Here is a 19,438-nt window from a genome sequence, read left to right as displayed (position 1 = left end):
GGCGGGGTTCGACTCGGGCGCGCAGACCAAGCGCACGCGATCGCCATGCCGGGGTACGGGCGGGAGAGCGGTCATCGCGTGCGTGCTTGTGGCATATCGGGGAATTCGGTGGCCTGAATTGTACGCCGCCGCACACGAATTTTGTGCAATTGCGTCGTGCGAATCTTTCATCAGATGAAATGTTTGCCGCGCACTCCGTACGTCCCGCACCCGCAACGCGTTGACGCAGCGGCACATTTTGTATCACAACGCGATATAATCTGCGGCTTCCTTGCGCTGGATCAGCGCCGCCTCTTTTTTGTATACGTCCATGTCGTCTGGCCCCACTCCGTCGCCGCGCCGCACGCTGCGCCAATGGCTGCACAGCTTCATTCCCCATCCGATGACGCTCGGTTGGCGCGAGCGCATGCGTTCGTGCACGGGCGCGCTCGTCGGCATCGCGACGGTCGGCGTGACGATGCGGCTGCTGCCCGGCGTACCGGGGCTCGTGCCGCTGCTGGTCGCGCCGATGGGCGCGTCGGCCGTGCTGCTGTTCGCCGTGCCTGCCAGCCCGCTTGCGCAGCCGTGGTCGATCGTCGGCGGCAATCTCGTCGCGGCGACGGTCGGCGTCGCCTGCGCGCAGTGGATCACCGATCCGATCACGGCGGCCGCGGTCGCCGTCGCGCTGGCGATCGGCGGCATGTTCGCGCTGCGCTGCGTGCATCCGCCGTCCGGCGCGGTCGCGCTGACGGCCGTGCTCGGCGGCCCGGCTATCCACGCGCTCGGCTTCGGCTTCGTGGTCGTGCCCATCGCGCTGCAATCGGCCATTCTGCTGTCGGCGGCGCTCGTCTATCACGCGCTCACCGGCCATCGCTACCCGCACGGCGGCGTGCGCCCCGACGCGCAATCGCAAGCCGGTGGCGCCGCGCCGCGCGGCGGCTTCACGCGCGCCGATCTCGATGCAGTGCTGAAGCGCCGCGGCGAATGGCTCGACGTCGATCCGGACGACCTCGAAACGCTGCTGCGCGAAACCGAAATGCAGGCGTATACGCGCACGTTCGGCGAGCTGCGCTGCGCGGACCTGATGACGAAGCACGCAATCGAAGTCTCGCCGTCCACGTCGGTGACCGCCGCGCTGACGCTGCTCGATCGCCATCGCGTGAAAGCGCTGCCGGTGGTCGACGGCGAGGCCCGATTGATCGGCATCGTCACGCGCGCCGACCTCACGCGCCCGTGGCGCCGCCCGCCGCCGCTGTGGCAGCGGCTGTCCGCGCGGCTGCCGCAATCGTTCGGCGGCCAGCCGGCGAGCGTCGCGTCGGTGATGACGCGCGACGTCGCATGCGTGCCGCAGACCATGCCGATCACCGCGCTGGTGCCGCTGTTCACGCATTCGGGCCATCACCACATTCCGGTCGTCGACGCGTCGCGCCGGCTGGTCGGGATCATTACGCAGACGGACCTCGTCACGGGCCTGTACCAGCAAACCCGCATGCGAGAAGCCGCGTAATCGTGTAACCGCCACCGACGATGAAAATACAGCCATTTCGCAGAAAAACGGCCTATTATATCATGTTGTGATATATTTTGCGCTATCGAAACTGCCTGCACACCGACTGCGATGACCGATACCCGACGCGCCCTGACCAAAAGCGATTTCCAGCAACTGTCCGAGTTCCGCTACCAGATGCGCCGCTTCGAACGCTTCTCCGAACGCGCCGCCCAAAGCGAAGGCGTGACGCCGCTGCAATACCTGCTGCTGCTGCACATCAAGGGCTATCCGCACCGCGAATGGGCGACCATCGGCGAACTCGCGGAGCGCCTGCAGGCGCAGCATCACGGCGTCGTCGCGCTGGTGACGCGGTGCGAGGCGCTGGGGCTCGTGCGGCGCAAGACGAGCGAAGCCGACCGCCGCCAGGTCGAGGTACACCTCGAAGGAGCGGGCGAGACGCTGCTCGCGCGCCTCGCGGCGATGCATCGTGCCGAGCTCAAATCGCTCAAGGGCACGTTCCAGGTCCCGCAGATCGATTTCTGAACCACCTATTATCACCCTTCCGACTCCGATGAACGCACCGCACAAACGCGATTTCTCGACCAACGAGCGCCTGCCCAGGATCGCGCTGCTGGCAGCCGTGATCGGCCTGCTCAGCACGCTGGCCGCATTCGTGCTGTTGAGCCTGATCCATCTGTTCACGAACCTGTTCTTCTTCCAGCAGTTTTCGTTTGCGGATCGTTCGCCGGCCGCCAACGCGCTCGGCGCGTGGGTGATCGTGGTGCCGGTGATCGGCGGGCTGATCGTCGGGTTGATGGCGCGCTTCGGCTCCGAGAAGATCCGCGGCCACGGCATTCCGGAGGCGATCGAGGCGATCCTGTTCGGCAAGAGCCGCATGTCGCCGAAGGTGGCGGTGCTCAAGCCGCTGTCGTCGGGCGTCGTGATCGGCAGCGGCGGCCCGTTCGGCGCCGAAGGCCCGATCATCATGACGGGCGGCGCGCTCGGCTCGCTGATCGCGCAATGCGTGCACGTGACGGCCGCCGAGCGCAAGACGCTGCTCGTGGCCGGCGCGGCGGCCGGCATGACCGCCGTGTTCGGCACGCCGGTCGCGGCCGTGCTGCTCGCGGTCGAGCTGCTGCTGTTCGAATGGCGCCCGCGCAGTTTCCTGCCGGTCGCGCTCGCGTGCGCCGTGGCCGGCTTCGCGCGCGCGCTGTTCTTCGGCGTCGAGCCGCTGTTTGCGCTCACCACCGCGTCGCCGACGCCCGTCGCGCTGCTGTCGTGCATCGCCGCCGGCTTGCTGTCGGGGATGCTCGCGTGCGGGCTGTCCGCTGCGCTGTACCGCGTCGAAGACGGCTTCGCGAAACTGCCGGTCCACTGGATGTGGTGGCCGGCGCTGGGCGCGGTGGTGATCGGCATCGGCGGCTGGCTCGAGCCGCGCGCGCTCGGCGTCGGCTACGACGTGATCGGCGATCTGCTGCACCAGCACATCGCGCTGAAGATCGCACTCGCGCTGTTGATCGTGAAGGCCGTGATGTGGGTGATCGCGCTCGGCTCCGGCACCTCGGGCGGCGTGCTCGCGCCGCTGCTGATGCTCGGCGCGGGGCTCGGCACCGTGTTGTCGCCGGTGTTGCCCGGCGGCGATCCGGCGCTGTGGCCGCTGGTGTGCATGGCCGCGACGCTCGGCGCCACGCTCGGCGCGCCGTTGACGGCGATCGTGTTCGCGTTCGGCCTCACGCACGACGCGAACGCGCTGCTGCCGCTGCTCGCGGCAACGCTCGTCGCGCACGGCTTCGCGACCGTCGTGATGAAGCGCTCGATCATGACGGAGAAGATCGCGCGCCGCGGTTATCACATCTATCGCGAATACGGCGTCGATCCGCTCGAGCGGCACGACGTGGCCGAAGTGATGACGCCGGCCGAGGCGCTCGTCGCGGTCGACGGCGCCACGACGCTCGACGCCGTCGACGCGCAGTACTTCGGCGCGAAGCAGACGCATCGCGCGTACCCCGTCGTGCAGAACGGCCGTCTGCTCGGCGTCGTCGATCGTGCAACGCTCGACGCGCATCGCGCGCAAGCCGGCCCCGGCGCCACGCTCGCCAGCGTATTCGCCGAGCGTGCGCCGGCGGTCGCGCAGGCGCACGAGACGTGCCGCGTGGTCGCGTCGAGGCTCGCGATGCTCGGGCTCGAACGGCTGCCGGTCGTCGACGATCCGCAGTCGCTGCGCATCGTCGGCATCGTGTCGCGCAGCGACCTGATCAAGCCCGCGCTCCAGCACTTCGACGACGAGCACAAGCGCGAGCGGTTCCGTCCCGTCGTACCGGTCAACCTGCGCAACGCCCGCGCACGCAACGCCGGCTGAGCGTTGCGGCGTGCGCACTGCCCCGCCGCCCCGTGCTACGAACATCGTCGCGTTTAAACTTCGTTAACAATTCGTCAGACGAAATTTTGTCATCATGATGCTCATGCGACGGGGCCACCATTCAGCCATTCCACTCGTCATTCAATAAAGACGCGGCGCGACTTGCAGGCACATGCAGCGCGCCGCCGTATCACACCACCACACCCTCGGGGCAGCGAGCGGACCACGCAGCGCATCGTTGCGCATGCAGCGACACCGCGAACGTGCGGATTGCAGTTTGGCAAGCGCGTTAACAACTTGTTGCGCAATCGCCGGAACCGCATATGTCGGACGCAATCTCACAAGCACGCAGTTCTGCTGCGCATCCCACTCAATCAATCACGACTCGAGGGAGATACAACGTGAATCTGAAATATTTACCGTTCATCGCACTGACCGTGGCAATTTCTGCACATGCGGCCGATCCGGCCATGCAGAATGTGGGACAAAGCCAGAAGCCCGCGCAGGACGTGTCTGCGTGCATCGCGAAGACCTGGGCCGACAAGTCGCAGCAACAGGTGATTTCGCAGAACGTGCTGGCCAATGGCCTCGCGACCGACGTCTACGCACCGGGCCAGCAGCCACCGAACGGCGCGGCCGCGATGGTGCGCCCGGCGCGGCAACCCGGCGCGAAAACGTGGGTCGGCATGCGCGGCGACGCGGCATTGGCCGGCGACATCAACGCCTGTCTGTAACGGCGAGTCGGACGGCCTTGCGCCGTCCCGATGCGACAAGCCCCGCTTCTGCGGGGCTTGTCATTTTTGCGCGCCGGCCGCGCGCACCATGCATCGCGGCCGGCGTGCCTGCGTTCGCGCTTACAGGTAGCTGCAGACGTAGTCGAGCGTGTCGAGCACCTCGATGTCGAAGCGGCTGTTGCCCGGCACCGAGAACGATTCGCCGGCGCCGTAGGTTTGCCATTCGTTGCTGCCCGCGAGCTTCACGCGGCACTTGCCGGCCTGCACTTCCATCAATTCGGGCGCGTCCGTGCCGAAGTTGAGCGCGCACGGCAGGATCACGCCGAGCGTCTTGCGCGTGCCGTCCGGGAAGAGCACGGTATGCGACACGCACTTGCCGTCGAAATAGACGTTCGCGCGCTTGACGACCGATACGTTGTCGAATTGGGTTGCACTGGTCATGTGATGCCTCTGATTGCTGGATGCCGGTTGGCGTGTTGTCGAAAGCCGGCCGGGGCGGCAGGCCGGCCGCTATGATACCGGCTCGCAGGCGGCGGTCGATCGGCCGCCGTACCGGATCATCCGGATTTCCCTCCAGTCCGTCGTGCGCGACGTGCCATGCGGTTCATCGCAGCCCCTTGCGACGCGCGGAATCGCGCAGGCAATCGAGCAGCATCGCGGCGGCCGGCGTGAGCGGACTGTCGCGGCGCGTGACGACCTGAACCGACACGGCGGGCAGCCGCTCGCGAATCGGCAGCACCGTGAGCCGGTCGCGCGCCCATTCGCCTTGCAGCAATTGCTCGGGCATCGACGCGAGCAGATCGCAGCCGGTCATCAGGCTGTGCGCGAGCCCGAAGCTCGGACATTCGACGATCCGCTGCGGCAGCGGCAACCCATACGCGACGAACGAATTGAACAGCACCTGGGTCGAGCTTTCCGGCGACGGATTCATCAACCAGTCGGCATCGACGAGCTCGGCGAGCGACGTGGCCGACGCGAGCGGATGCTCTTTGCGCGCGACGATCAGCGAGCGGCTCGCGTAGAGCTCCGCGTGATCGAATTCCGCCGCGAGCAGTTCGGGCACGACGACGGCCACCGCGAAATCGAGCGAGCCGTCGTGCAGCCGCGGCAGCGCGACGCCCGGAAAGCCTTCGATCAGGTTGACGCGCGCGACCGGAAAGCGCCGCCGAAACGCGCGGAACGCATCGGGCAGGATCGTCACCGCGGCGGCCGGCGTGATCGCCGCGGCGACCGAGCCGGTCATCGCGCCCTGCGCCTGCTCGATGTCGTCGCGCGCCCGCTGCATCTCGGCGACGATCAGCCGTGCGCGCACCTGCAGTTGCTGACCGAACGCGGTCAGCTGCACGCCGCGCGCGGTACGCACGACGAGCGACACGCCGAGCGCGATTTCCAGCTCCTTGACCGCCTTCGTCAGCGCTGCCGGCGACACGTTCAGGCGCCGCGCGGCCGCGCGGATGCTCCCTTCGTCCGCAACGGTGACGAATGCTTTGAGTTGATGGTATTTCATGGGGACACGCGTGAATCGGGGAAGCCCGCGCCCCGCGACGCAGGCCGGCTCGGGGTATTCCCGGGCGGCAACCGGTGGTGAGCACCAAAGCAATTTAGCAGCTTCTGGTGCGCGAAAGAAATTTATATGCTTGCTCGTCATATGCGTATCGAGCATCCCACCGCGCCGCCAGGAGAGTCCATGCTGCAAGCCGTGAACCCCGTCATTCCGGGCATCGCCGCGATCGCCGCCGAGCCGGTCGACGCGCGTCGCCGCATCCACGCTCACCCGCACCCCGCAGTCGAGAAGACGCTCGCGAGCGCTGCGTTCGGCGGCTGCATGGCGCACGACTGCGGCCATGATTTCTATGACGATATCGTCGCGATCGCCGCGAGCGAGCGGGTGCGCGCGGCCGAACGCCGGCTCGCGGCCTGACGGCCTTCATCACGCAGTTCTGCGCCTCAGCAGGGGAACCTCATGGAAACGTCCGCCCTTCCGCTCGCCGGCTCGCCGGCCGATGCGCGCGCCGCCGCGCACAAGCGCCGCCTGATCGCGGCCGCCGCCGTCGGCAATGCGCTGGAGTTCTACGACTTCACGGTCTACAGCTTCTTCGCGATCCTGATCGGCAAGCTGTTCTTTCCGGTGCATTCGTCGTTCGGGCAGTTGATGCTGGCCGTCGCGAGCTTCGGTGTCGGCTTCGTCACGCGGCCGCTCGGCGGCCTCGTGATCGGCATGTACGCCGATCGCGCCGGCCGCAAGAACGCGATGATCGTCACGCTGCTGCTGATGGCGCTCGGCACCGCGACGATCGCGGTCGCGCCGACCTTCGCGCAGATCGGCATCGCCGCGCCGCTGTTGCTGGTGCTCGCGCGCCTGCTGCAAGGGTTCGCATCGGGCGGCGAAGTCGGCGCGTCGACGACGCTGCTGCTCGAACAAGCGCCGCAGCATCGCCGCGGCTACTACGCGTCGTTCCAGTTCTCGAGCCAGGGGCTCGCCGCGCTGGCCGGTGCGCTCACCGGCGTCGCGCTGACCTCGACGCTCACTGCCGCGCAGCTCGAAAGCTGGGGCTGGCGCGTGCCGTTCGTCATCGGCACGCTGTTCGTGCCGCTCGGCTACTGGCTGCGCCGCACCGTCGACGAAGTGCCGGCCGCCGCGCCTGCAACGCACGCCGCGCAACCCGCGGTCGCATCGCTGCCGCTCGCCGACGTGCTGCGTCATCACGGCAAGGCCGTGTTCGCGGGGCTCGGCGTGACGATCGGCGGCACGTCGATCCACTACATCATCGTGTTCTACATGGCGATCTACGGCGTGCAGGTACTGCATCTGCCGACGTGGCTGTCGATGACGGCCGGTTGCGTCGCCGGCGCGATCCTGATGCTGGTCACGCCGATCGGCGGCTATCTGTCGGACGTCTACGGGCGCAACCGGATCGTCTGGTGGACGCGCATCGCGCTGATGGTCGCGATCTATCCGGCGTTCATCGCGTTGAATCGCTGGCCGGGCGCCGCGTCGCTGCTGTCGATCATCGCCGCGCTGTCGATCGTGCACGCGATCAACATCGGCGCGACCGGCGCGATGCTCGGCGAGCTGTTTCCGCGTGCGGTGCGCGCGACCGGCGGCGCGCTGGTGTACAGCGTGGGCGTCGCGATCTTCGGCGGCTTCGCGCAGTTCTTCGTCACGTGGCTGATCGCGGCGACCGGCAATCCGAACGCGCCCGCGTGGTATGCGATCGGATGCGGCACGCTGACGCTGCTCGCGATCCGCTCCATGGACGAGAAGGCCGGCAAATCCCTCGATTGAGCGGCGCGTGACGCGCCTGCTGTGAACGACCGCGGCAACGCACGGCCCATCATCGTCCGTGCATTGCCCGCGGCTCGCGCGACGTTCAGAACGTGTGCATCATCCCGACGTAGGCGCCGGTCTGCGATTCGCCGGTCAGCGGGCTCGTGCCGGACGTCGCGTCGCGCGGCGATGCGAGCAGCGAGAAGTTCGAATTGCCGCCGTTGCGCACGTACGCGACCGTGCCGTACAGGAAGGTGCGCTTCGACAGGTTGTAGGTCGTGCCGAGCACATACATCATCGCGTGGCCGGACGGATCGTGCGAGGCATCGCCGCCGCCGTCGCCGACCTTCACGTAGTAGCCGCCGCCCGTCACCGCCCACTGCGGCGTGGCCGTGTAGGTCGCGCCGAGCCAGTAGTGATCGGCACGGTCCGCGACGCCGGCCGGGCTGTCCGGCGCCTGGTAGTGCGTATACGCGCCCTGGATCTTGAACTGCGACACCTTCACGTTCGCGCCGACGAAATACTCGCGCGACGCCGTGAAAATGTTGCTCATCTTGCCGTTGCGGTCGCGCAGCTCGTCGTAGATGCCGCGCACGTCGAGCAGCGGCGAGTGGTACGAGATCATGATCCCGTCCGAGCGGCCGAAATCGTCGGCCGCGCCGTAGTTGAAGCCGCGCGACTGGTTGCCGAACGCATACTGCGCCTGCACGTCGAAGCCGCCGATCACGGGGCTGTGATATTCGACGTTGTTGCTGCTCTGCTGCCAGTTGCGGCCGCGCACGAGCGACGCCGACGAAAACGCCTGCTGGACGAACGGATCGAATTCCCACACGCCGTCGCTGTCGATGAACAGGTTGCGGCCAGCCTGCAGCTGGCCCCACGTGTCGCTCTTCAGGCCGACGTACGCGCGGCGCGACCACATGCGTCCGCCGCCCGTCGTGCCGTTCATCACCTGGAACGCGGTTTCCAGATTGAAGACCGTCGACATCCCGCCGCCGAGATCCTCGAAGCCCTTCAGGCCGAACATGCTGGTGCCCCAGTCGCCGCCCTCCGCGCTCCAGCGCGTCGCGCTGCCGCTCGGCGTCGCGATGTGGTTCAGGTATTCGACGCCGCCGTCGATGCGGCCGTACAGCGTCACGCTCGTCTGCGCGAGCGCGGTGGCCGGCGCGGCGGCTGCCATCAGCCATGCGAAGTGTTTGAGTCGCAAAATGATGCCCCCTCGGAGTCTCGACCGTCCGGCACGCGCCCCATGCGCGCGCCGGCGGCCCGTTCATCCTCGATCGATCGAAAAACGTCCGGGGCCTGCCGCGCACAGTGCGAGCAGGCCGCCGGCGATCGCGATGTTCTTGTAGAAATGAATCATGTTGTCGATCTGCGCGCCGCCCGTCATCGTCCAGTAGCGATGGCCGATGAGTGCGGTGCCGATCGTATACAGCGCCAGCAGCAGCGCGAGCGCGCGCGTCTGGAACCCGACCAGGATGGCGATGCCGGCGAACAGCTCCATCACGACGGCGATCGCCGCCGAGACGATCGGCGCCGGCGCGCCTTCGCTGCCCATGAACGCGATCGTGCCGGAGAAGTCGACGATCTTCTTCCAGCCGAACATCACGAACAGGATCACGAGCAGGATGCGGGACAGCAGCAGCAGCACATCGCGCTGGGACGCGAGAAACGGTTGATTCGGTGTCATGGTGTGATCAACGAAAGCGGTGCGCGCAACCGCACGCACCGGATTGCCTGTGAACCGGGGCGAACGACGCTCGCGCCGCCCGCCCCGCTCTGCAACAACCGGCATCGGGGCCAACCGATGTGCTGTGCTCCTCCTGTCGTCCGTGTTGCCGCGACTTCCGCGCGCGTCAGCGCGCCTTCGCGACGTCCTGCTCGGTCACCTTCGCGGCCGGGTTGCCGAACTGCCCGGTCAGGTAGTTCGTCAGCGCGGCGATCTGCGCATCCGACAGCTCGTTGCGGAACGCGGGCATCCCGACGTCCTCGCTGCCGGCCTTGCGCTGCACGCCGTTCAGGATCACCTGCACGAGGTTCGACGGATTCGACGCACCGACCGTCGAGTTGTGGAACAGCGACGGGTAGTAACCGTCAGGCGTGCCCTTGCCCTGCATCTGATGGCAGGTCGCGCAGTTGCCGAGATACAGCCGCGCCGGATCGATGCCCGACGACGCAAGCCCGACGCCGCGCAGCTTCAGCCCTTCCTCGGCCGGCTTGCCCCACGACGAACGCGACTGCTTCGCATCGCCGTCGGCGACGGCCGGCACCGTGCGGATATACGTCGCGATCGCGCCGATGTCCGAGTCGGTCATCTTCGAGAAGCTGTGCTGGACCGCCTCGGCCATCGGGCCGGCCGCCTGCGCGAGCCCCGGCACGCTGCCGGTGCGCAGATACTGGACGAGCTGCTGCTGCGTCCAGCCGCCGATCCCGGCGTTCGGGTCCGACGTGATGTTGTAGCCGTCCCAGCCCGCCAGCACCGAGCCCGACAGGAAGCTGCCGCCCGTTTCGTCGAGCGACTTTTCCTGCATCGCGATGCCGCGCGGCGTGTGGCACGTGCTGCAGTGCGCGAGGCCCTGCACGAGGTACGCGCCGCGGTTCCACTCGGCGCTCTGCGACGGCTTCGGCTGGTACGCGCCGTCCTTCAGGAACAGCCAGTTCCAGATCTTCAGCGGCCAGCGCGCGCTCAGCAGCGCGGGGATCTCGTTCTTCGGCGGCGTCTGGCGGACCGGCTCGACGCCGTGCATGAAGTAGGCGTACAACGCCTGCACGTCGTCGTCGTTGATCTTCGCGTACGACACGTACGGCATCGCCGGATACAGGTTGTCGCCGTTCTTCGACACGCCGTGGCGCACCGCGCGCTCGAAGTCCTCGAAGGTCCACTTGCCGATGCCGGTGTCCGGGTCGGGCGTGATGTTGCTCGTATAGATCTTGCCGAGCTTCGGCACCGGCATGCCGAGGCCGCCCGCGAACGGCTTGCCGCCCTTCGCGGTGTGACATGCCATGCAGTCGCCGGCGACGGCGAGATATTCGCCGCGCTTGATCTGCGCGGGATCGGCCGAGTCGGCCGCGCGCGCGAAGCCCGGCAGTGCGAGGCAGCCGGCCACGAGGAAGGTGAGAGTAGATTTCCGCACGGTCAGACTTCCTTCTTCAGCGTGTCCGAGATGCGCAGCGCCAGCGCCGCGATCGTCAGCGTCACGTTCACCGTGCCGACGGTCGGCATCGTCGCGCTGCTCGAGATGAACAGGTTCGGATGGTCGAACGTGCGGCAGTCCTTGTCGACGACGGAGTCGCGCGCATCGGCGCCCATGATCGTCGAGCCGGTGATGTGGTTGTTCGGCGCGAACTCGTCGTTGAACACGACGTCCGTGCCGCCCAGCACCTGCGCGGCGGTCGCGTAGACCTCGCGCGTGTGCACCGCGCCGCGCTTCACGTAGTCGTCGATCGCGTAGGTGATTTCCGGACGCGGAATGCCGATCGCATCGGTCGCCGTCTTGCTCGGCACGATGCGGTTCTCGGGCTGCGGCAGGATTTCGTGGAAACAGTCGAACTGCACGTAGCGCGCGGAGCGGTCGCGGATCTGCGAGTCCAGCTCGGCCGGCTTCATCAGCTTGCCGGCCTTGAAGATCTTCTGCGTCTCCTGGTTGATGCGCGACATGTTCGACAGGTGGATCTTCTTCGCGGCTTCGGTCGCGCGGAACGGACCGTCGCGGAAGCCGATCAGCGACGTCATTTCCTGCGGGCCGCGGCCCGGCCACAGCTTCTCGCTCGCATAGAACGACACGCCGGTGCCCGGATGGTCCATCAGGTTGCGGCCGACCATGTCGGAGCTGTTCGCGACGCCGTTCGGAAAATCGCGGTTCGCCGACATCAGCAGGATCTTCGGCGTCTCGATGCCGTTCGCGGCGAGCACGAAGTACTTGCCCTCGACGCGATGGTCGGCGCCCGTCTTGTCCTTGTAGATCGCGGCGACGATGCGCTTGTCCGGGCCGGTCTCCAGCTTGTAGACGACCGCGCTGTCGATCAGCTTCGCGCCCGCCTGCTCGGCCTTCTCGACGTGCACGATGCCGTTGTACATCGCGCCGATCGGGCAGATCGGCATGCAGTTGTTGTTGCCGCAACAGGTCGGCCGGCCGTCGTACGGCCGGCTGTTGCGCGCCACCGGCTCGGTGACCACGTGGTACTTCGCGTCATGGGCGTTCAGCGCGCTCTTGATCGTCTGCTCGTTGAACGACAACGGCAGCGGCGGCATCGGATACGGCTGCTTGCGTGGCGAGTACAGATCTTCCTCGGGGCCGGGGCCCCACACGCCGAGCTCTTCCTCCGCGCGCTGGTAATAGTGTTCGAGATCGTCGTACTGGATCGGCCAGTCGCGACCGACGCCGTACACCGTCTTCATCTTGAAGTCGTTCGGGATGAAGCGCCACGCCGACGCGGCCCAGTGCCACGTCGTGCCGCCCACCGCACGGATGTACTGCGAATTGAACTTGTGCTCGCCCTTCAGGATCAGGTAGTCGTTGGGCGGGCCGTATTCCGGATGCGGTGCCCAGGGGCTCGACGGGTACGGCGCCATGAAGTCCGTCTTGTCCGGCTGGTTGCGAAAGCGCTCGACGATTTCCCAGCGCGGCATGCGCGGGCCTGCCTCGAGCAGGATCACCGATTTGCCGGTCGACGCGAGCTGGTGCGCGACGATCGCGCCCGCGACACCGGACCCGACGACCACGACGTCGGCTTTTTGCGTATCGGTACCGGCCATCAGACTTGCCTCTCGATCGGTTTTTCGGCCCAGAAGCCGGGTTTGTTGGGGCAATACGAAGGAATCACGAGCGTGTCGGAGACGACGTCGAACATCAATGCTTCTTCGTAGGCAATCACGACGTTGTCGACGATGCCGAGATACCACGCGCCGAGAATCGTCAGCGCGGAGGCTTCCTGGTCCGCGCTCAACGAGCCGGACGCGAGCGCGCCGGCGAGCTGCGACAGACCGTCGGCGGTCTTGAAGGAGCCCTTCTGCAATGCTTGCAGATAGCGTTCGCCGAGCACGCGGCTCAGCCCTTTCTTGCCCGTCAACGCTTCGGAGAGCGTCATGAACGTGTCGAGCGGCGCGTTGCCGGGACTGTCGGCCAGGGCCCGCAACGCCAGCGAGCCGGTCAGGCCCGCCGCCGTCAGCGCCAGTGCGCCCTGCAGCCATTGACGCCGCGTGATGCCGCTTGCGGCTGCGTCGCTGTCGCGACGCGATTGGGGGGTGTTGTCGTTGTGCATGTTTCCTTCTCTCGAACACCGGATTCGGGAAAACCACGCTTGATATTTATCAAACTTTCGCGCGGCCCTGAAATGTACGCGCTCAATCCGAATTGGACAATCCTTTTATAGTTCAATAATTGTTCCGCAATCCGACACGATCCGGATTTCGCCGAGATTGTGTGTCGGCCGCGCGACAACGGGCGCGCCCGGTCGCGCTGTCGCAAGCCCGTCACACACCGCTTCCCGCCCTCCGCTCGCCTGCCCGTCGGTTAGAATCCCGTGCAATCAAACAGAAAGCTTCCCTCCGAGGGCATCGAGCGATGAAGCAGCACGACAAACACAACAAAGCCAATCGAACTCACCACATCACACGGCTGCTCTGGCGCATCGGCGCGCTCGCCGCACTCGGCGCCGCGACCGCGGTGTCGCTGCACGCCGGCGCCGCGCGCACCGTGAGCGTGTCGCCGCAAGGCACCGCCACGCAAGTCCGGCAAAGCGTCGTCAAGTTCGACGAAGCGATGGTCCCGTTCGGCTCGGCGTCCGCGCCGGCTCCCGCGCGCATGACCTGCACCGATGCCGCCGCCGCGCGCGGCCAGGGCCACTGGCTCGACGACAAGACCTGGGTCTACGACTTCGAGAACGACCTGCCGCCGGGCGTGCGCTGTTCGCTCGCGCTCAACGACACGCTGCGCTCGGTCGCCGGCAATGCGCTCGCCGGCCCCCGCCGCTTCATGTTTCAAACCGGCGGCCCGTTCCCGGTCAGCATCCGCCCCGGCTCGCACGAGATCGAGGAGCGCCAGGTGTTCGTGCTGAAGCTGAACGGCCCGGCCGAGCCGCGCTCCGCGCTCGCCAACATCTGGTGCGAAGCGGCCGGCATCGGCAACCGGATTCCGGTCACCGCCGCCGACGACACCACCCGCGCCGCGCTGCTCGATCACTTCGGGCTCAAGAAGGACGCCGCGCGCGTGCTGACGCTGTCGTGCGCGCAGGCGCTGCCCGCCAGCGCGAAGATGCAGCTCGTCTACGGCCGCGGCGTCGCGAGCCCGAGCGGCATCGCGAACGACACCGAGCGCCGCTTCGACTTCACCGTGCGCGAGCCGTTCGCCGCGAGCTTCTCGTGCGAGCGCGAGAACGCGAAGGCGCCCTGCACGCCGCTGCGGCCGCTCACGCTGTCGTTCAACGCGCCGATCACCCGCAAGAACGCCGAAGCGATCCGGCTGCGCGGCCCTGACGGTTCGCTTTCACCGACCTTCGCCGCCGACGACCACAGCGACGAAGTGACGACCGTCACGTTCAACCCGCCGCTGCCCGCGCAGACGAACCTGACGCTCGAGCTGCCGTCCGGGCTGCGCGACGTGACCGACCGGCCGCTCGCGAACGCCGACCTGTTCCCGCTTGCAACGCGTACCGCGCCGATGCCGCCGCTTGCAAAATTTTCGTCGGGCACGTTCGGCATCGTCGAACGCTTCGCGGAGCCCGGCACGCCTGCGCTGGTGCCCGTCACGCTGCGCAACGTCGAAGCCGATCTCCACGTCGCGGGCCTGAACACGGCCGATGCGCAATTCTCGAACCTGAAGGTCGACGACGACACCGCGATCCGCGAATGGATGCGCACCGTCGCGCGCTTCGACAACTGGTCGATGACGGCCGGCACGATCGACGAGCAGATCCCGGGGCTACTGCGGCGCAAGGGCCAGCACCCCGTCTACGTGCCGCTGCAGGCCGGGGAAAAGATGCCCGCGCCGGCCGATCGCCGCATCGACGTGCGCTCGCTGTCGCTGCTCGCCGGCGCACCGGGCGCGCACGCGCTGACGCTGCCGAAGGCCGATCCGAAGACGCTGCGCCCGTTCGAGATCGTCGGCGTGCCGATCGACAAGCCGGGCTTCTACGTGCTCGAACTCGCGTCGCCGGCGCTCGGCCGCTCTCTGCTCGCGAAGCCGTCGAGCATGTACGTGCGCACCACGGTGCTGGTCACCAATCTCGGCGTGCACCTGAAACAGGGCCGCGAGAACAACCTCGTGTGGGTCACGACGCTCGACAAGGGCAAGCCGGTGCCGAACGCGCAGATTCGCGTCTCGGATTGCAACGGCGACGAAATCGCAGCGGGCAAGACCGACGCGCAAGGGCTGCTGAAGATCGACGGCCCGTTCGAGCCGCAGCGCGAATGCCACACGTCGGAGCGAGGCTTCGACGATTACTTCGTGTCCGCGCGCGTCGACGATCCGAAGACGGGCCCCGACATGGCCTTCGTCAGCTCGAACTGGAACCGCGGGATCGAAGCGTGGCGCTTCAACGTGCCGACCGACACCGACAGCGCGCCGACCGTGCGTGCGCATACCGTGTTCGACCGCACGCTGCTGCGGGCCGGCGAGACGGTGTCGATGAAGCACTTCGTGCGCACCGAGACGCTGCAGAGCCTCGCGTTCCCCGCGCAATACCCGAGCCGCGTGACGATCCGCCACCTCGGCTCCGACCAGACCTACAAGCTGCCGCTCACGTGGTCGGCCGACCATAGCGCGGACACGCGGTTCACGCTGCCGCAGGCGGCGAAGCTCGGCGAATACAGCGTCACGCTCGAAGGCGGCCCGGACGACGCGCCCACCTCCAGTTACTACAGCGGCAGCTTCCGCGTCGAGGCGTTCCGCCTGCCGGTGCTCAAAGGCACCATCGGCGCGCGCGACGCGCAGAAGAGTCCGCTCGTCGCGGTCAAGGAAGCGCCGCTCGCGGTGCAGATCGACTACGTGTCGGGCGGCGGCGCATCGAACCTGCCGGTGCAGGTGTCGGCGCTGATGAAATGGGCGTCGCCGCCGTTCGCCGACCGCTTCGAGGACTTCAGCTTCGCGCCCTATCGTCCCGAGCGCAGCGACGGCAACGCCGACGACGACGCGCAGGACGGCGACAACACGCCGGCCGCGAACGACGATCCCGACGCGACCCGCCTGATCGCCGACAAGCTGCCGCTCACGCTCGACCGCAACGGCGCAGGCTCGGTCACGCTGAAGGGCCTGCCGGACGTCGACGCGCCGAAGCGCGTCGCGCTCGAGGCCACCTTCGCGGACCCGAACGGCGAAGTGCAGACGATCCGCGGCGACACGATCCTCTGGCCGGCCGCCGTGGTGGCCGGCATCAAGGCCGGCCATTGGGTGTCGGTCGGCCAGCGCGTGCCGGTGCAGGCGCTCGCGGTCGACCTGCAGGGCAAGCCGCGCGCGTCGGTGCCGATCGAGATCAGGGGCGTCGCGCACGTCACGACGTCGTCGCGCAAGCGGATGGTCGGCGGCTTCTACGCGTACGACAACAAGAGCGACACGCGCGAGCTCGGCGTGCTGTGCTCGGGCAAGACCGACGACAAGGGCCGCATGGCCTGCGACGCGAAGCTCGAACAGGCCGGCAACGTGCAGCTGATCGCGGTCGCGAAGGACGGCGACGGCCGCGTGTCGAACGCGGCGACGTCGGTGTGGGTCACGCGCGAGGACGACCTGTGGTTCGGCGGCGACAACACCGACCGGATCGACGTGATCCCCGAGAAAACCTCGTACGAGCCGGGCGAAACCGCGCGCTTCCAGGTGCGCATGCCGTTCCGCTACGCCACCGCGCTGGTCGCGGTCGAACGCGGCGGCGTGATGGAGACGCACATCGTCGAGCTGAACGGCAAGAACCCGACCGTCGACCTGAAGGTCGGCGAATCGTGGGGGCCGAACGTCTACGTGTCGGTGCTCGCGCTGCGCGGCCGGATACGCGAAGTGCCGTGGTACTCGTTCTTCACGTGGGGCTGGAAGGCGCCGGTCGAATGGGCGCGCGCGTTCTGGACGGAAGGCCGCCACTACGAGGCGCCGACCGCGTTCGTCGATCTGTCGAAACCGGCGTTCCGCTACGGCCTCGGCGAAATCAAGGTCGGCACGGCCGTGCATCGCCTCGGCGTGACCGTGACCACCGACGCGACGCGCTACACGGTGCGCGGCAAGGCGCAGGCGCACGTGAAGGTCACGCTGCCGAACGGACAGCCGGCCCCGGCCGGCACGCAGATCGCCGTCGCGGCCGTCGACGAGGCGCTGCTCGAACTGATGCCGAACAACAGCTGGGACCTGCTCGGCGCGATGCTGCAGCGCCGTGCATACGGCGTCGAGACGGCCACTGCGCAGATGGAGATCGTCGGCCGCCGCCACTTCGGCCGCAAGGCCGTGCCGGCCGGCGGCGGCGGCGGCAGCGCGCCGACGCGCGAGCTGTTCGACACGCTGCTGCTGTGGAATCCGCGCGTGACGCTCGACGCGAACGGCAGCGCAACCGTCGAGGTGCCGCTGAACGATGCGCTCACGCGCTTCCGGATCGTCGCGATCGCGGCGGTCGGCCCCGACCGCTTCGGCACCGGCAGCACGTCGATCCGCAGCACGCAGGATCTCCAGCTGATTTCCGGCCTGCCGCCGCTGGTGCGCGAAGGCGATGCGTTCCGCGCGCAGCTCACGCTGCGCAACACGACCGAGCGCGCGATGCAGGTGGTCGTGACGCCGCACGTGACGGGCCTCGACGTCGCGCCGCAGTCCGTCTCGCTCGCGGCCAACGCGGCCGCCGAGGTCGCGTGGACCATCACCGTGCCGCAACAGGCGCTCGACGCGGCCGGCGCGCTGAACTGGCGCATCGACGCGGCCGAGCAAGGTGGCAAGCATGCGTCCGACGCGCTCGCCGTCACGCAGAAGGTCGTGCCGGCGCTGCCGGTCACCGTGCAGCAGGCGACGCTCGCGCAGGTCGACGGCACGCTGACGTTGCCGGTCGCGCCACCCGCGGGCGCCGTGAGCGACGCGCAGGGCGCGACGCGCGGCGGCATCGCCGTATCGCTGCAAGCGAAGCTCGCCGACGGCCTGCCCGGCGTGCGCCGCTGGTTCGAGCGCTATCCGTACCGCTGCCTCGAACAGCAGACGTCGCGCGCGATCGGCCTGCACGATGCCGCGCAATGGCAGGCGCTGGTCGCGCGCATGCCCGTCTATCTCGACAGCGACGGGCTCGCCAGCTACTTCCCGCCGCCGTCGGACGATGCGCACTACGGCAGCCCGACGCTGTCGTCGTACCTGCTCGTGGTCGCCGACGAGGCCGGCCGCCTCGACCCGCGCTTCGCGCTGCCGGATGACCTGCGCACGCAGCTCGAAGCCGGCCTCGCGCGCTTCGTCGACGGCCGCGTCGAGCGCAACGCCTGGGCGCCGCGCCAGGATCGCGACCTGCGCAAGCTCGCCGCGATCGAGGCGCTGTCGCGGTACGGCGCCGCGCAAGGCCGCATGCTCGGCTCGATCGAAATCGCGCCGAACCAGTGGCCGACGTCGGCGGTGATCGACTATCACGCGATCCTCAGGCGCGTGAAGGACATCCCGCAGCGCGACGCGAAACTGGCGCAGGCCGAACAGATCCTGCGCGCACGCCTGACCTACCAGGGTACGCAGCTCGTCTTCTCGACCGCGCGCGACGACGACCTGTGGTGGCTGATGACGAGCAACGAGACCAACGCCGCGCGCCTCGCGCTCGAGTTCGCCGGCGACCCGGCGTGGAAGGACGAGATGCCGCGCGTGACGGCCGGCCTGCTCGCGCTGCAACGCCAGGGCGCGTGGCAGACGACCACGTCGAACGCACTCGGCCAGCTCGCCGTCGAGCGCTTCTCGCATACCTACGAGAGCACGCCGGTCGCCGGCACGACGAAGGTCGCGCTCGGCGGCAGCGAGCGCGCGATCTCGTGGTCGCAGGCGCCGGCAGCCGATGCGGGCGGATCGGCCACCGCGGCCACCGCGGCGACCCGCGCGGCCGCCGCGCGCAGCGTGCTGATGCCGTGGCCGCGCGCGACGCAGGGGCCGGCCACGCTGTCGGTCACGCAGGACGGCACCGGCCGCCCGTGGGCGACGGTCGAGAGCCTCGCGGCCGTGCCGCTGCGCGCGCCGTTCGCGGCCGGCTACCGGATCGCGAAGACGATCACGCCCGTGTCGCCGGCCGCGCGCGGCGTGCTGACCCGCGGCGACGTGGTGCGCGTGCGCCTCGACATCGACGCGCAGAGCGACATGACGTGGGTGGTCGTCAACGATCCGATTCCGTCCGGCGCGACGATCCTCGGCTCGGGCCTCGGCCGCGATTCGGAAGCCGCGACGCAGGACGAGAAGCGGCCCGACGGCGCATGGCCGGCCTTCGTCGAGCGCGACTTCGACGGCTACCGCGCGTATTACGACTATCTGCCGAAGGGCAAATTCTCGGTCGAGTACACGGTGCGGCTGAACAACGTCGGCACCTTCGGGCTGCCGCCGACGCGCGTCGAGGCGCTGTATGCGCCGTCGGTGTACGGGCTGTGGCCGAACCCGCCGATGACGGTCAAGCCGGCCGACGCGGGCAAGTGACGG

General features: G+C 68.2%; 15 protein-coding genes. 7 read left to right on the top strand and 8 right to left on the bottom strand.

Going from position 1 to position 19,438, the window contains the following annotated elements; all coding sequences use genetic code 11:
* Positions 1-243 precede the first annotated feature (243 nt).
* Entirely contained in the window at positions 244-372 is a 129-nt protein-coding gene (locus tag MYA_RS32450) for a hypothetical protein (protein WP_014724788.1), read from the bottom strand.
* Between MYA_RS32450 and MYA_RS19930 the strand changes: the two genes are divergently transcribed.
* The 4 genes from MYA_RS19930 to MYA_RS19915 all read left to right on the top strand — a co-directional run bounded on the left by MYA_RS19930 (position 311) and on the right by MYA_RS19915 (position 4,561).
* On the top strand, positions 311-1,486 hold the full coding sequence (locus MYA_RS19930; protein WP_041494115.1) for an HPP family protein: 1,176 nt from the start codon (positions 311-313) through the stop codon (positions 1,484-1,486). The genes MYA_RS32450 and MYA_RS19930 overlap by 62 nt on opposite strands.
* A gap of 111 nt (positions 1,487-1,597) precedes the next feature.
* The gene (locus tag MYA_RS19925) at positions 1,598-2,011 is read left to right on the top strand and encodes a MarR family winged helix-turn-helix transcriptional regulator (protein ID WP_041494114.1); all 414 of its coding nucleotides are present in this window, start codon (positions 1,598-1,600) and stop codon (positions 2,009-2,011) included.
* Between the two features lie 28 nt (positions 2,012-2,039).
* Positions 2,040-3,827, top strand: coding sequence for a chloride channel protein (locus MYA_RS19920; RefSeq protein ID WP_011882351.1), 1,788 nt, complete (start codon positions 2,040-2,042; stop codon positions 3,825-3,827).
* Between the two features lie 401 nt (positions 3,828-4,228).
* Positions 4,229-4,561, top strand: a complete 333-nt coding sequence (locus MYA_RS19915; protein WP_014724786.1) for a hypothetical protein — start codon at positions 4,229-4,231, stop codon at positions 4,559-4,561.
* A 120-nt stretch (positions 4,562-4,681) separates the two neighbouring features.
* On the opposite strand, the gene ppnP is transcribed toward MYA_RS19915, so the two are convergent.
* Positions 4,682-5,002: a pyrimidine/purine nucleoside phosphorylase gene (gene ppnP / locus MYA_RS19910; protein WP_014724785.1), complete on the bottom strand. Its 321-nt coding sequence runs from the start codon at positions 5,000-5,002 to the stop codon at positions 4,682-4,684.
* Positions 5,003-5,165: 163 nt separating this feature from the next.
* Positions 5,166-6,068, bottom strand: coding sequence for a LysR substrate-binding domain-containing protein (locus MYA_RS19905; protein ID WP_014724784.1), 903 nt, complete (start codon positions 6,066-6,068; stop codon positions 5,166-5,168).
* Positions 6,069-6,248: 180 nt separating this feature from the next.
* Between MYA_RS19905 and MYA_RS19900 the strand changes: the two genes are divergently transcribed.
* Positions 6,249-6,482, top strand: a complete 234-nt coding sequence (locus MYA_RS19900; RefSeq protein ID WP_014724783.1) for a hypothetical protein — start codon at positions 6,249-6,251, stop codon at positions 6,480-6,482.
* 42 nt (positions 6,483-6,524) lie between these two features.
* The gene (locus MYA_RS19895) at positions 6,525-7,847 is read left to right on the top strand and encodes an MFS transporter (RefSeq protein WP_014724782.1); all 1,323 of its coding nucleotides are present in this window, start codon (positions 6,525-6,527) and stop codon (positions 7,845-7,847) included.
* 85 nt (positions 7,848-7,932) lie between these two features.
* Here the strand turns inward: MYA_RS19895 and MYA_RS19890 are convergent, their stop codons facing one another.
* The 5 genes from MYA_RS19890 to MYA_RS19870 all read right to left on the bottom strand — a co-directional run bounded on the left by MYA_RS19890 (position 7,933) and on the right by MYA_RS19870 (position 13,091).
* On the bottom strand, positions 7,933-9,009 hold the full coding sequence (locus MYA_RS19890) for a porin (RefSeq protein WP_441301375.1): 1,077 nt from the start codon (positions 9,007-9,009) through the stop codon (positions 7,933-7,935).
* A gap of 90 nt (positions 9,010-9,099) precedes the next feature.
* Positions 9,100-9,519, bottom strand: coding sequence for a DoxX family protein (locus tag MYA_RS19885; RefSeq protein ID WP_014724781.1), 420 nt, complete (start codon positions 9,517-9,519; stop codon positions 9,100-9,102).
* A gap of 166 nt (positions 9,520-9,685) precedes the next feature.
* The gene (locus tag MYA_RS19880) at positions 9,686-10,963 is read right to left on the bottom strand and encodes a c-type cytochrome (RefSeq protein WP_014724780.1); all 1,278 of its coding nucleotides are present in this window, start codon (positions 10,961-10,963) and stop codon (positions 9,686-9,688) included.
* 2 nt (positions 10,964-10,965) lie between these two features.
* Positions 10,966-12,585, bottom strand: a complete 1,620-nt coding sequence (locus tag MYA_RS19875) for a GMC family oxidoreductase (RefSeq protein ID WP_014724779.1) — start codon at positions 12,583-12,585, stop codon at positions 10,966-10,968.
* Complete coding sequence (locus tag MYA_RS19870) at positions 12,585-13,091, bottom strand: sugar dehydrogenase complex small subunit (protein WP_011882361.1); 507 nt, start codon at positions 13,089-13,091, stop codon at positions 12,585-12,587. The genes MYA_RS19875 and MYA_RS19870 overlap by 1 nt, the downstream gene beginning before the upstream one ends.
* A gap of 302 nt (positions 13,092-13,393) precedes the next feature.
* On the opposite strand from MYA_RS19870, the gene MYA_RS19865 reads away from it, so the two are divergent.
* A complete protein-coding gene (locus MYA_RS19865) occupies positions 13,394-19,435 on the top strand; it encodes an MG2 domain-containing protein (protein WP_014724778.1) in 6,042 nt (2,013 codons plus the stop codon).
* Positions 19,436-19,438: the final 3 nt, after the last annotated feature.

Origin of the sequence: Burkholderia sp. KJ006, assembly GCF_000262695.1 — a bacterium.
Classification (GTDB): Bacteria; Pseudomonadota; Gammaproteobacteria; order Burkholderiales; family Burkholderiaceae; genus Burkholderia; species Burkholderia vietnamiensis.
Note: the sequence above shows the minus strand (reverse complement) of the source record. Positions and strands in the feature narration are given on the sequence as shown.